Source organism: Kushneria avicenniae, assembly GCF_900112585.1.
GTDB lineage: Bacteria > Pseudomonadota > Gammaproteobacteria > Pseudomonadales > Halomonadaceae > Kushneria > Kushneria avicenniae.
Genome location: NZ_FOLY01000008.1, coordinates 51,185 through 63,706, shown reverse-complemented (window position 1 = coordinate 63,706; position 12,522 = coordinate 51,185). Strand labels below are relative to the sequence as shown.

Sequence of the window (12,522 nt, the reverse complement as noted above, 5' to 3'; positions counted from 1 at the left end):
TCGTCGCCAAACGATTAATCTGGAGGCCAAGACTCAGGAAAACTCACGCCATGAAGATCGAGCGACTCCCTTTGAATGCGCTGCGGGCCTTTGCCGAGGCCGCGCGCACCGAAAGCTTCAAGCACGCCGCCAGCCGGTTGGGCGTTACCCCCGGTGCGGTCAGCCGTCAGGTCAAACAGCTTGAAGACCGGCTTGGCGTCCTGCTTTTCGCTCGGCACGCCAACGGCGTAAAACTCAATGAGGTCGGGCATCAGCTGGCCCATGACATCGACAGCGGCCTTGAACGCATCGCGGCGGGGGTTGTAACGGCACAAGAGAGCACGCGACAAACACCGTCGCTGATGCTCAGCGCGCCGCCCTCTTTTCTGCAGTTATGGCTGCTACCACGCCTGGCCGCGTTCGATGCTCAAATTGGCGGTCTTGATATCTCGCTGGAAGCCAGTCAGTCGTTGACGACACCTGCCTGGCAGGGCAATGGTGCGCGGTTGGCGATTCGCTATGGTCGCGGCCCCTGGCCGGAAGTGACAAGCCATCATCTATTCGGCGATGTTTTGTTTCCGGTGTGTGCGCCATCACTGCTGGCGCAGCATGACCAGCCCGTGACGCCCGCCGACCTGGCACATTACACCCTGCTTGAAGTCGCCTGGGACTCGCCACAGAGCGCCGCCGTTCCAGGCTGGAAGGAATGGCTTGATGCAGCCGGCGTCGCCGATCAAGTGACACCGCCCAAAAGGCATTACTCACTTTCAGGTCTGGCCATGGATCAGGCCATCGCCGGGCGCGGCATCATGCTCGCCAGCCTTCCTGTCGTGATGGACCGGCTGGAGAGTGGCGTGCTGGTTCGCCCCTTCGGCGAGCAGCATGTCCTCGCCTCGCCCATGACGTATGAGCTTTTGACGCCCTCCAATGGTGAGGCGTCTCCAGCCGTCGAACGCTTTATCGTTTGGCTACTGGCCGAGGCCAGCGCCTTTGACCGAAGCGCTCTCGACAAGGCACGTTGAGCCGAGAGCGCCAGGAGCGTGCTCGATAGCTCATTGCTTCATGACAGCGACACATCGACGCGTTTTCCCGTATCCCGCCCGCCATCGGGCCTGACACCCTTCTTCACGCTCACGACTCCCCTACAATAGGCCCCGCCCGGTCACAGCCGGTGTCTGCACACAACACATTGGGAACGTTTCATGAATGCTGCCAACCGGATGTCACCGCTCGATGTTCTGCGTCTGCATGGGCTGGTCGTCATCCTCTCGCTGCTGGCCGAGTGGATCGGCATTATCAAGATACCGGCCGGGGTCGGCACGCTACTGCTGCTGCCGCTGTTCTATACCTTTTCGCTGGCCATCGTGCTGAACCCGCATCTCTCTACCCGATTTCATGCGCTGGCGCCGCCGCGTCTGAGCGCTGCGGCCGCGCCGATGACGCTGATTGCGATCATGCCGTTCATCGCCCGCTTTGGTTCCACCATCGGGCCGTCGACCGATCAGATCATCAGCGCCGGGCCGGCGTTGATTCTTCAGGAGCTGGGCAATCTGGGCACCATGCTGATCGCCCTGCCCTTCGCCGTGCTGGTGCTGAAGATGGGGCGCGAGGCCATCGGGGCGACCTATTCGGTGGCACGGGAACCCAACATCGCGATCATCTCGGATCGTTACGGCCTCAGGGGCCCCGAGGGCATCGGCGTGATGGGGGTCTATGTGGTCGGCACCATGTTTGGCACCCTCTGGTTTGCGCTGATGGCGGGCTTTCTGGCGTCGATGGATCTGTTTGATCCTCATGCGCTGGCCATGGCCTGCGGCGTGGGCAGCGCCAGCATGGTGGCCGCCTGTTCCGGCGCCTTGACCGAAGCCGTACCGGCCCTGCGCGAGGAGCTGCTGGCCTTTTCCGGCGCCAGCAATCTGTTGACCTATGCCACCGGCCTTTATGTGTCGCTGTTCATCGCCCTGCCGGTCGCCGAATGGCTCTATCGCCGCCTGAACGCCAGACGCCTGAAGAAAGGGGCCGCCCAGGATTCGACCGTGCATAAAAGCGGCGCGGATCAGGACAGTGACACCGTACGCCCCGAGCAGCAGCTGGGCAGGACGGCGCTGACGCTGGCCGCGGTGTGCGTGGTGGGCTGGCTGAGCAATACCATCAGCAGTGGTCAGCTCTGGGGCGCACTACCGGGCATGGTGATGCTGTATCTGATGACGCTGGCCGGGCTCGTCATTACCCGCCTCGTGCCCTTCTATCTGCCGGCAGTGGCGTGGGTATCGCTGATCAGCATCCTCGTGACGCTGCCGTTTTTCCCCGGCAGCGCATGGCTGGTCGAGCAGCTTTCGGCCATCAACTTTCTTGCCATTGTCACACCGGCACTGGCTTATGCCGGCCTGGCCCCGAGCCGGCACGAGTTTGTCATGTTCCGCCGGACCGGCTAGAAGCTGGTGATCGTGTCACTGCTGGTCTTTACCGGTACCTACCTGGGCTCGGCGGTCGTCGCCCAGTTGCTGCTCTGATGTTCAAACGACGCATCATGACAAAGCCCACCGTTGGGTGGGCCTTGTCATCATTTGACTCGAGGAATTTTCAGGTCGCCGGGCGGTGCAGCCGGCCGTTGAACAGCGGCCCCCGTGTGGCCCCGGAGAACGTTTTGGCGATTGCCAGTACGCCAAGGTCAATCAGCGGCTCCAGAAGCACCACGCTCATATAGGCCACGCCGAAGGTACTGACCTCGGCCAGACTCTGCGCCGAGAGCCCCTCGCCATAGAAGGCCCAGAAGGCGACCCAGAGCACAATGCCGCCCTGATAGGTGGTGGACAGGGCCAGTGCCTGTTTGTAGGTCACGTCAACGTACGGGGTGTCATGGGGAATCAGGCGTCTGGCCAGCACACTGATGCCCCACAGCGGCACGATCAGCGTGGTGACGTTCATGCCGTACTGGGGCAGATCAAACGGGGCAAAAAAGAGTCCCTGCAACAATAACCCCAGCGCCAGACCGATCGCCGTCGGCCCGGCGCCAAACAGCAGCAGCAACGTTGAGCCCAGAATCAGATGGACCTCGGAAACGCCGACAGGGTGATGTGGCAACACCTCGAAAAAACAGAACACCAGCAGCGTGGCGACAAGGCTGCGACTGGCCAGCCCCACAACCCCACCGCGGCCCTCAAGCGTTTGCCAGGCCAGACGTGCGGCCAGCCCAAAGGCACCGGCCGCGCTGGCGTAACTCAAAATGATTTTGGCGCCCGTCACGACGCCCGGTTCGATATGCATGCCTTGCTCCTTGCTGCACCCACCGTGCAGGGATGAGATGGATGGAGATGAACATGGCAGGTCTCCTGGCTTGCGGGTCATCACCCGGGCCTCGCCTTCCCGGCGGTTGCCAGTGGCATGTGAGGCGGGCTCGTCGCTTACAGTTGCGGGGGCAGCCGTGGCTTGTCCACGTTCCCTTTTCATCTGAAACAGCAGCGCCGTTTCAGAACCATGTCCCCTGCATTCTATGCCCGGAGGGTTCGGGGAAGGCAACGCCTTTTCGATATGGGCAGGGAAAGCGGGCGAGGCACCCGGGCATCATATACGCCCGGGCTTTTTCCATCAGATCGTATCCAGAGCAACGCTTTGATGCGCTATCGAGTACACGGGGCGGTGCCGTCAAGCTGCACCACGCCGTCCAGCCTGCGGTAAAAAGGCCGCAATCAACAGGCCTGCACACGCCAGCAGCAGCGTAAATCCAAAACAAAGCGCGTAAATCATGGGATCGCCGGCAGTCAGATGGCCAATGGCAATGCCACCCACGCTCAGGGCCATCGCGATCGATAGCGCATCGGCCAGTTGAAGCGCCGCCCCGGTCGTTCCCTGCTCATCCTCTGGCGTCAGAGCCAGCGTCAATACAGAAAGACTCGCATATCCCAGTCCCATGCCCAGCCCGACCAGCCCCCAGCCAGCCATGATGGGGATGACAGAGCGCCAGACGAGCTGTGAAAGAAAAATGACCAGAAGCCCGGCGCTCATTGCGCACATCCCTGCCAGCGGCAGCCGCCGCCCCTGCAGGCCGGGGCGTCTCTGAATCCAGGCCCCCAGAAACCAGCTGATAGCCCCCACGCTGAGCGCGAGACCTGCCATGACGGGAGAGAGGCCGTGCTCGTGTTCGAGCAATAATGGAATGAACGCTTCGCTGGCAAAAAATGTCGCACCGAGCGTCATCCGCAGGGCAATGACCCTCGGTAGCCCCTGGTGCAGCCTGAACGTCCCTTTCGGAAGCATGCGCGGCATGATCGTCAACAGCCCGGCCAGACCGCCCATCAGTAGCCACCACTGCAGCAGACCCTGCGAATGCGCACCGATATGGACAAGGCCTACCATGGCGGCCGCCAGTAGTGCCCAGATGAGCTGACCGGGCGATTCGAAGGGCTGACGATTCTCGCTGATTCGGCGCAGAGCCACCAGGATGACCCACGCCACAGGCACGAGCAGCGCCGGAATCAAAAGAAACAACCAGCGCCACCCTAAAGCAGTCACGATCAGGCCGCTGACCACCGGACCAACAAGAGATGGCAATACCCATCCAGCCGAAAACAGCGCGAACACGCTGGGGCGCAGTGAAGACGGATAGGCGCGCGCCACGATCACATAGACGGCAACAGAGATTGCCCCGCCGCCCAGCCCCTGCACAACGCGCCCTGCCACGAGAACTGTCATCGTCGGCGCCGAGCCTGCAATCAAAAGACCGCTGGCAAAACAGACAGCGCCGATCAAAAACGCCGGCCGCGGGCCGCGGGCATTACTCAACCAGCCCGCTGCGGCCATGCCGATCACACTGGCAGCCACAGGGCCTGCGTAGGCCAGCGCATAAAGCGACAGGCCATCCAGATGATCCGCAATGACCGGCATGGCGGTCGCCACGGCCAGTGCTTCAAAAGCCACAAGCACTGTGATGCAGAACAGGCTGAGGCTGAGCGCGCGATAGTCCTTCGAGAAAAGACCGGGTGCATACCCCTTGTCAGAGGAGGGGTTGAGTGAATCAGTCATTGATGCCACGACGCTGAATGGTAGGGAACTTCATTGAAGGCAGCGTTGAACAGGCTTTTATCGACTGCACACCTGCCCAAGAAAATACTGTACAAAAATACAAGTATCTAGAAAAGCGCCGCGACCCGGTCAAACAAAAGGACGAGCAGGCATCAAGCCTTGTCGAATGACCGCCCGGGCGCTATCGGTCACTCTCGTCCCTCATATCGTGACGGACGCTACTGACACCTCAAGACCCCGTGCTTCAAGGGCACAAATGACAAGAGAAGGCTCAGCGTTTTGGGCAGGCACCAGGTGTCTGGTCACGGGAAGTAGTGGCTCTCCCCTTGTATCCCAGCCGCCGCTTTTGCCGCAGGTCTGCCAGCCACCGGTACGAGAGATATGGTTGGAAAGCAGCACCGGAAACCGGTGACGCCGCGCAATCCCGGCAAGCAGTTCTGCATCGGCGTCATACCCTGCTTCCGAGATCATCGCACTGACCAGATAGATCTGCGCCTGTTGGGCCGCGGCGGCCTCTGCATGGGCAGGGTGGACAAAATCAGCGCACACCGCCAGGACGATGCGCACGCCGTTGACAGTGAAGAGGCACTCTTTATGACCCGGCGCGCAGTACGCCGCTTCCCCATCGTGCAGGTGCTGCTTGGCGTAAAACGCACGCGCCCCGTCAGGGAAGCAGATGACCGCGCCGATGTAAGGTTTGCCGCCGTCATTGACCAGCGGACAACCCGCGACCACGACCAGGTGGTGTGCCATGGCGGCATCGGAAAGCGTTGTGAAGGCCTCGGCCTTCTCGGACATGGCCAACTGCGCCAGCAGGTCAGACTCGTAGCCGATGAGCGAGAGTTCGGGAAAGGCGACCACATCAGCACCGTGCTCCGCCGCACGCTCGATGCAGCATAGATGCGTGGCCAGATTTTCGGCGACAGCGCCTCTCAATACCGGCATCTGTGCCAGCGCGACCACGACGCTGCCTGCGTTTTGCGAAGGCATATCCGCTTATATCCTGTTCAAGGGGCTGGTATACCAAACATGAAACCTCACAGGCACCGTAAAAGAGAAGCCATGGGGTTCATGACCTCTGGTTGACGCGGAGGCCTTCATCGCTGTGTGTCATGAGACAGACGCAGGAATGTCCCGATGGCACCGTATATACAAGTGCCAGCGCGATATCAGGACAAGTGATGCTTGCATTGCTTGCCGGCTGTTATCGAGGAATCGTCGCTTTCAGAGCCAACCAATGCGCATGATCAAGAGACAGGAATATAAAGCGCCGCCTTTCAGGCAAGGAACGGAGAAGGGCTGCTTTCGGTTAGGGGTGGAATTTTAGCTAGGTCTGATGTAACTCCGCGCTCTGCGGCAAATTTGGAGTGCAGCGTAAAATTTGTCCGACAGCAGCGCTTTATTAAGCGATCACTTACCGTCATCCCATGAATTCAAAAAGTCTGCCAACACATCTCCATGACACGAATCTGGTTTACAGAAACACCCCAAACGTTTCCCTGCAAGTTTGTACACCTCTTTTTTTTCCTTGTTTGGAAATTTCTCAAAATCAAAATCGTATTTATACTTCCTAATAACCTCTTCTCTCTCTTCACCGTCCTCATACATTGAATAAGGGTTGCCCCAATACGATCCCCGCCCGATGTACTCGTAATCGGGCGTACTTTTTAGGCCTTTATAATTTGGCTCACGTTTAATATTGATCACTCGAGTGATAGCAATATTTATAAATCGAAGAGGAACAGAGTTTTTTTTGAGCAGCTCAACCTCTTTTGGAAACTCTTCACCGTCATCGAAAACAATCGCGTGGGTTATGCCGCTCACACTCCAATTTTCAGATCGCCGAATCGAACCAACTTTTTGGCTCTCATCAGACATCCGCTGGATAAAACAATTATCATCCGATGGATAAATCAACTCAACCTCATCTGAAGCAGAGAGTATTTTTTCAACTTTTCTATTAAATTTCTGATAGCATTTAAAAAGCTTCGGATAAAGAACCAGGATTTTTTTCATCAGTATAAATGTTTAACCTTGAGATCCAAACTGGAGTTTTCGTTTAAATAATCCACAACTAGCCGTCTGTGGCAAAAATGCGGTTCGTGTTCGGAGCACAGCAAACACCCATGATCTAGGAGCGATGGCACGATTGATTTCTCGACATTCCTTTGCGCCATTAGGTTAAGGAATTTATCCTCATATTGCCTCCATGGCATATCACCTTTTTTATATGCGCTAAGAATATCTTTTGTAGGTGCCAGCTCTGGCAAATGCGCATAATCAGCACCACACAGCTCTTTCAAAAAGAATCTTAGATCGTCCCTTTTTGCAAATCCAGATAACTGAGACACATTATTAAGACGAACATCAATCAAGGTCTTAACTTGCGACACCTTTAGGAAACTAAAGAATTTTTCCGCGTCCTTTTGTGTAAATCCAATCGTATAAACTTTCATAGTATTTCCTACTAGAAAACAGTCGCAACGAGCTTGAAGCAGTCGCCTTGGTACTCTTCACCTAGGCTCACACATAAAACTCCTCTAACTGCCTTGTCGTTTTGAGTGATTCTGTCAAATTCAGGGTCCGTAACAGCGAGATCGTAGTTAGTTCCGCAATACGAAAATGATGCTCTTCGTCGATTATACTGATTTCTGTATAAATTCAAATTATCGACGACTATTAGATATAGGGATTGTCCAACTACAATCTGTCCTGATAAAATAGATGCATAAGGTACTCGATCTTCATTACCCCATATATCGTCAGGTTGATCTAGGTGCTGGCTTAACTCATCGTCTGAAATCCTATAATTTTGCCGCCACGTAGATCCGTCTATTACATAGTTTTCTGGCTGGTGTACCAAAGGAGCATAAGCAGAAAAACTCATAAAAACTTTCTGCAAAGGCTTCACATTGAAAGTTCCATGTGGATTCTGGCACAGAGCTTCCTCGTGACTCAATTCCGCACCATTTTCATTCGAGACCGGCCGCACCCACTGGCCAGTAGCGGTGCATTTTCCAGCAACACAGTGCTGCTGATGCTTTACGGAATTTGCCAGAATCACTATTTCAACATTGTTCATAATTCCCCTCCAAACTTGAGCTACGCAGTAACGCTTAACAGGCATTAGGTAGCACGCGCGTTTTCCTACTTGAACGTGCGCGCGAGTTCAATATTTTTATACCTCACTATCAAATTGCTGATTTTTATGGACACTTTCCTTGCGACTGCCATATAGCACCAATAAACGCGTTTGCTGCCTTTGCTACCATCCCCGCTTTGGATCGATAGCCAACACTTTATTCAACATTTGACGCATGGACCCGCATTAAATACGGATTCATTAATAGGCTGATCCGCATCTTTTCAAAGCATGTACAAACAGCATCAAGGCTCGTGCGGCACGCCAAGCATTGATCGATAGCATCCAGAAGCAGAACCTGATGCAAGCTAATACGTCGCGAACGTAATGTCACTTATATTTACATTAGATATTGGTCTATCCGGGGTGGGCGCCTATCAATTACTGCTCAACATCTCCTCTGGTGCCGCGGCAGCGGAAACACCACGCCCGTTACCGCCCAGCAGGCCATCACCAACGCCCGCCAGCCGTAAAAGCGCATCGCACCAGGCGGTGTCGAAGCTTCAGACGCGGACGAAGACATGGCCAGTCGATGCGCCTGATGGTCCGCCAGTACCTCTTTGGCGGCCTCAAGGTCGTGCGGGGCTACCTGTACCTTCACACCACCCAGCGCGGTCTCCCACATCCACTGCATCGTGATCAGGTGCTCATCAGCGATGAAGGCCGCAAGGCCCCGGGATTCCAGCAGCCCCATGAACACATGGGCCTCGTGGGGAAAGGTGAAGCGAGCAAGCGTGATGAGCGGACCGGAGGACATTAGAAGGCGCCACGAATGTGGAATTGGCCCCCAGTGTAGCGCGGTCATTTAAGCGAATACGAATAAAACGGCCGACAGAATTGTCGGCCGAGTGAGTCGTGGCAGCGAGGTTAGAACGAGTACGTCAGCGTCGCTGTGGCGCTACGCGGCGCGCCATAGACTCCGGAAGCGCTAAGGTAGCCGTAGTACTCCTTGTCGAACAGATTCCTGATGTTGGCCTGTAGCGACAGGTCGGGCGTGAACTGATAACGTCCGAACAGATCCACCAGCCCGTAGCTGCCTTCCTGCACCCGCGTAGTCCCGCCGTCCGGATTGGCAATATCGTTAAAGGTACGATTCTGCCACTTGACGCCGCCGCCAACGGTCAGCTTTTCCCACTGGGGCACACGATAGCTCGAGAAGAGCTTGATCTGAGTACGCGGCTGGCCGGTATTGACGCCACCCTCATCGTTTTTCGCGGTGTAGCGAGTGATCCCCAGCGTTGTGTCCAGACGTTCGGTCACGGCGCCGTTGAGTTCAAAATCAAACCCTTCACTGACGACGCCCCGGGCAGCCGTATAGGCCTGATCTCCAGTGCTCTGTACGATGGCATTGCCGTCGGCCTGGGCGACGTTGTCCTGCTCGAGGCGGAAGATGGAGAAGGACGCCGTCAGACGATCATCATGCCAGCCTGCCTTGAGACCGGTTTCGTAGTTCTTGCCGGTGATGGGATCAAGATAGGCACCGCTCTGGTCTCGATAGTCCTGTGGCATGAAGATTTCGGTGTAGCTGGCAAAGGCCGACCAGGTATCGTTGATGTCATACACCAACCCGCCATAGGGAACGACTTCCTCATGATGCCGGGAGGTCTGCAGGCCGTCGTTTTGCCAGTCGGTATAGCGCGCGCCCAGAATCAGGGTCAGGGGATCGGTCAACGACAGTCGGGTAGCCGTGTAGAAGGCACGCTGCCGGGTCACGTCGTCTACCAGCGTGGTTATCCCGGTCCACTCGGGCTCTTCGATGCGGCCATCAAACTGATGGATGTCCACCGATGACGTATCGACAGTCCTGTAAGCCCCTTCGTGGCGAGTGTGCTGCCGGTTATAGCTGATGCCCGCCACCAGCTCGTGTTCACGACCCAACAGCTCGAAGGGGCCATCAACATAGGTATCCACGGCATCCATCCGACGCGTGCTTTCATAATGTCCTGCACCGCCATTGAGCCCCAGTCCTGACTGACGGTCAGGAAAGCCGAACATGTATAAAAGCCTGCTGTCACTGTCGAGCGTGGCATGGGTGGCGACCCCGCGCAGCTCCCAGCCGTTATCGAACTGATGGTTCAGCTCGGCAAAGACCTTTTCCGAATCGTAATCATAAAAGGACCATCGCGGCGCAACGCTGAAATCCCGATCAAAGTCCGTGCGGCCACCGTCGCTGTATAACACCGGCAGCCCGCCCCAGGTCACATCGTTTTGATGGGTGTTCTGATATTCATATCCCAGCGATACGGTCGTGTTGTCCGTGACATCGGCATCGATCACGGCATAGCCAAACTTCTTGCGCTCGCTGAAGCGATCCAGAATGCCGTTGCCATCTTCATAACCACCGACGAAACGCCCCCTGACGTCGCCGGATTCGGTCAGCGGTGTCTGCGCGTCGATCACTGTACGACCATGGCCCCGACTGCCCAGCTCACCGGAGATGGTGCCTGTCGGCCTGTAAGCGTCGGCATGTTTTCGCACGAAGTTGACTGAAGCCCCCGGGTTGCCGGCCCCCGTCAGCAGACCATTGGCGCCACGCACAACCTCCACACGGTCATAGATGGCGCTATCCAGTGCCGCATCCCCCATATACCACTGCGGCTGAACGGTCGTTGGGATGTCATCAAACTGATAGTTGTTGATCAAAAAACCGCGGGAATAAAAGCTGCGCCGGGTACTGTCGATGGTCGATACGGAAATGCCCGTGGTATTGGCCAGAATATCTTCAAAATCCCGCAGGTTCTGATCCCTGATGCGCTGCTCGGTCATGACACTGACGGATTGCGGAATCTACTTTGGTGAGAGGTTCATCCGCGTACCGGCATTTATGGTGCGCCGGGTATAGCCCACGTTCTCGTAAAGATTGGAGGCCGTGATCGTGAGGGTATCCATGGCGGCGTCATCGGCCTGAGCCATGACGGGTGTGATCAGGCAGGCGCTGGTGAGCATGGCGGTCGAGACGTGACGACCGTCAAACCCCATTCGACGTGCAGACGGTGTCGCAGGCGCACGCCGACGGCAGGATGGCTTTTCCATGTTGTCCCTTGTTGGCGTGCTGAGCACGCCTGTTATCAGTGTTGTGTTCGCCCCCCGAATTTTGATGAGCCCGCTGTCTCAAAGTCAACGCCAATAATACTGATTCTCATTTTCAGAAAAGAAACCCTCATATTCCGCCCTGTTATCGACATGACATCGCCACAGCGCGCCCCATTGTTAACCTGCCAAAAATTTGAAGTTGACCAGAGACACTGGCAAAGTTGCCGTTATCTTTTCGAGACCAAAAGGTTAACGGCGCCATGCATGCTCCCGAAAGCGGCCTTTCATCCTCCGATTCCCTGCGTCACGACTGGCACCGAAGCGAGATCGAGGCGCTTTTGACCATGCCGTTCAACGATCTGCTGTTCCGGGCGCAGAGCGTTCACCGTCAACACTTTGATCCCAATGCGGTGCAGGTCTCGACGCTGTTGTCGATCAAGACCGGCGCCTGCCCGGAGGACTGCAAGTACTGCCCGCAGTCCGGGCACTACAACACCGGGCTCGAGCGTGAAAAGCTGATGCAGGTTGATGCCGTGCTGGAAGAGGCGCGCCGGGCGAAGGAGGTGGGGGCCAGTCGTTTCTGCATGGGGGCGGCCTGGAAGAACCCGCGGGCGAAGGACATGCCTTACGTGCTGGAGATGGTGCGCGGCGTGCGTGCCATGGGACTGGAAACCTGCATGACGCTGGGGATGCTCAACCAGGATCAGGCCGATGCGCTGAAAACGGCCGGCCTTGATTACTACAACCACAACCTGGACACCTCACCGGAGTACTACGGCGAGATCATCACCACCCGCACCTATGCCGATCGGCTGGAGACCCTGGATCATGTGCGTCAGGCGGGCATGAAAATCTGCTCCGGCGGCATTCTGGGCATGGGTGAGAGCATCAATGATCGCGCCGGGCTGTTGCAGCAGCTGGCCAATCTGCCCACGCACCCCGAGAGCGTGCCGATCAACATGCTGATTCGCATTCAGGGCACCCCGCTCGAGCACGTCGAGGACCTGGATCCGATCGATTTCATTCGTACGATTGCCACCGCACGCATCCTGATGCCCACCTCCCATGTCCGCATGGCTGCCGGCCGGGAGCTGATGAGTGATGAGACCCAGGCGATGGCCTTTTTTGCCGGTGCCAATTCGATCTTTTATGGCGAGCGGCTGCTGACCGCTCAGAACCCGCAGGCCGCCCACGACAAACGGCTGTTCGAACGGCTGGGGCTCTATCCGGAGCATCGACGCGATGTCGATGACGCCACCCATGAGGCAGTGCTGGACCAGCAGCTTTACCAGGCGCGTGTCAGGGCCATGACCACCGATGCCGCGGCCCATTGAGCGGCAGGCATC

At 57.0% G+C, this 12,522-nt stretch carries 13 protein-coding genes and 1 riboswitch; of the genes, 4 read left to right on the top strand and 9 right to left on the bottom strand.

Annotated elements, in window-relative coordinates; genetic code table 11:
• Window positions 1-50 precede the first annotated feature (50 nt).
• Window positions 51-1,001 carry a LysR substrate-binding domain-containing protein gene (locus tag BM079_RS15595; protein WP_090135973.1) on the top strand — a complete coding sequence of 317 codons (951 nt, stop codon included), beginning with the start codon at window positions 51-53 and terminating at the stop codon, window positions 999-1,001.
• 180 nt (window positions 1,002-1,181) lie between these two features.
• Entirely contained in the window at window positions 1,182-2,414 is a 1,233-nt protein-coding gene (locus BM079_RS15590) for a DUF3100 domain-containing protein (protein WP_090135969.1), read from the top strand.
• A gap of 148 nt (window positions 2,415-2,562) precedes the next feature.
• Here BM079_RS15590 and BM079_RS15585 read toward each other — a convergent pair whose 3' ends face one another.
• Both BM079_RS15585 and BM079_RS15580 read right to left on the bottom strand, forming a co-directional pair.
• On the bottom strand, window positions 2,563-3,246 hold the full coding sequence (locus tag BM079_RS15585) for an energy-coupling factor ABC transporter permease (protein WP_090135967.1): 684 nt from the start codon (window positions 3,244-3,246) through the stop codon (window positions 2,563-2,565).
• A 38-nt stretch (window positions 3,247-3,284) separates the two neighbouring features.
• A riboswitch (cobalamin riboswitch) is annotated at window positions 3,285-3,474 on the bottom strand.
• 150 nt (window positions 3,475-3,624) lie between these two features.
• Complete coding sequence (locus BM079_RS15580; protein WP_090135965.1) at window positions 3,625-5,001, bottom strand: MFS transporter; 1,377 nt, start codon at window positions 4,999-5,001, stop codon at window positions 3,625-3,627.
• Between the two features lie 17 nt (window positions 5,002-5,018).
• On the opposite strand from BM079_RS15580, the gene BM079_RS16755 reads away from it, so the two are divergent.
• On the top strand, window positions 5,019-5,171 hold the full coding sequence (locus tag BM079_RS16755) for a hypothetical protein (protein ID WP_175489731.1): 153 nt from the start codon (window positions 5,019-5,021) through the stop codon (window positions 5,169-5,171).
• A gap of 31 nt (window positions 5,172-5,202) precedes the next feature.
• On the opposite strand, the gene BM079_RS15575 is transcribed toward BM079_RS16755, so the two are convergent.
• From BM079_RS15575 to BM079_RS15545, 7 genes are all read right to left on the bottom strand, one after another.
• Window positions 5,203-5,991, bottom strand: a complete 789-nt coding sequence (locus tag BM079_RS15575) for a carbon-nitrogen hydrolase family protein (protein ID WP_090135963.1) — start codon at window positions 5,989-5,991, stop codon at window positions 5,203-5,205.
• Window positions 5,992-6,411: 420 nt separating this feature from the next.
• Window positions 6,412-7,017: a DUF4326 domain-containing protein gene (locus BM079_RS15570; RefSeq protein ID WP_090135961.1), complete on the bottom strand. Its 606-nt coding sequence runs from the start codon at window positions 7,015-7,017 to the stop codon at window positions 6,412-6,414.
• Window positions 7,017-7,457 (bottom strand): DUF488 domain-containing protein, encoded by a 441-nt coding sequence (locus tag BM079_RS15565; RefSeq protein WP_090135959.1) that lies wholly within the window; start codon window positions 7,455-7,457, stop codon window positions 7,017-7,019. Before BM079_RS15565 ends, BM079_RS15570 begins: the two co-directional genes overlap by 1 nt.
• A gap of 11 nt (window positions 7,458-7,468) precedes the next feature.
• Complete coding sequence (locus BM079_RS15560; protein ID WP_090135957.1) at window positions 7,469-8,083, bottom strand: dual OB domain-containing protein; 615 nt, start codon at window positions 8,081-8,083, stop codon at window positions 7,469-7,471.
• A 448-nt stretch (window positions 8,084-8,531) separates the two neighbouring features.
• Entirely contained in the window at window positions 8,532-8,900 is a 369-nt protein-coding gene (locus BM079_RS15555; protein ID WP_090135954.1) for a putative signal transducing protein, read from the bottom strand.
• A 110-nt stretch (window positions 8,901-9,010) separates the two neighbouring features.
• Window positions 9,011-10,930, bottom strand: coding sequence for a ferric-rhodotorulic acid/ferric-coprogen receptor FhuE (gene fhuE / locus BM079_RS15550; RefSeq protein WP_281243972.1), 1,920 nt, complete (start codon window positions 10,928-10,930; stop codon window positions 9,011-9,013).
• Entirely contained in the window at window positions 10,931-11,176 is a 246-nt protein-coding gene (locus BM079_RS15545) for a hypothetical protein (RefSeq protein WP_139215326.1), read from the bottom strand. It lies immediately after the preceding gene.
• Between the two features lie 260 nt (window positions 11,177-11,436).
• Here BM079_RS15545 and bioB point away from each other — a divergent pair, with 260 nt between their 5' ends.
• Window positions 11,437-12,510, top strand: coding sequence for a biotin synthase BioB (bioB, locus tag BM079_RS15540; RefSeq protein ID WP_090135948.1), 1,074 nt, complete (start codon window positions 11,437-11,439; stop codon window positions 12,508-12,510).
• Window positions 12,511-12,522 lie beyond the last annotated feature (12 nt).

What these genes read in the sequence shown, in the direction of transcription:
- BM079_RS15595 (WP_090135973.1), top strand. Translation starts at nt 51, where the DNA reads ATGAAGATCGAGCGACTCCCTTTGAATGCGCTGCGGGCCTTTGCCGAG.
- bioB (WP_090135948.1), top strand. Translation starts at nt 11,437, where the DNA reads ATGCATGCTCCCGAAAGCGGCCTTTCATCCTCCGATTCCCTGCGTCAC.
- BM079_RS15590 (WP_090135969.1), top strand. Translation starts at nt 1,182, where the DNA reads ATGAATGCTGCCAACCGGATGTCACCGCTCGATGTTCTGCGTCTGCAT.
- BM079_RS15560 (WP_090135957.1), bottom strand. Translation starts at nt 8,083, where the DNA reads ATGAACAATGTTGAAATAGTGATTCTGGCAAATTCCGTAAAGCATCAG.
- BM079_RS15555 (WP_090135954.1), bottom strand. Translation starts at nt 8,900, where the DNA reads ATGTCCTCCGGTCCGCTCATCACGCTTGCTCGCTTCACCTTTCCCCAC.
- BM079_RS16755 (WP_175489731.1), top strand. Translation starts at nt 5,019, where the DNA reads ATGGTAGGGAACTTCATTGAAGGCAGCGTTGAACAGGCTTTTATCGAC.
- BM079_RS15565 (WP_090135959.1), bottom strand. Translation starts at nt 7,457, where the DNA reads ATGAAAGTTTATACGATTGGATTTACACAAAAGGACGCGGAAAAATTC.
- BM079_RS15585 (WP_090135967.1), bottom strand. Translation starts at nt 3,246, where the DNA reads ATGCATATCGAACCGGGCGTCGTGACGGGCGCCAAAATCATTTTGAGT.
- BM079_RS15580 (WP_090135965.1), bottom strand. Translation starts at nt 5,001, where the DNA reads ATGACTGATTCACTCAACCCCTCCTCTGACAAGGGGTATGCACCCGGT.
- BM079_RS15575 (WP_090135963.1), bottom strand. Translation starts at nt 5,991, where the DNA reads ATGCCTTCGCAAAACGCAGGCAGCGTCGTGGTCGCGCTGGCACAGATG.
- BM079_RS15570 (WP_090135961.1), bottom strand. Translation starts at nt 7,017, where the DNA reads ATGAAAAAAATCCTGGTTCTTTATCCGAAGCTTTTTAAATGCTATCAG.
- BM079_RS15545 (WP_139215326.1), bottom strand. Translation starts at nt 11,176, where the DNA reads ATGGAAAAGCCATCCTGCCGTCGGCGTGCGCCTGCGACACCGTCTGCA.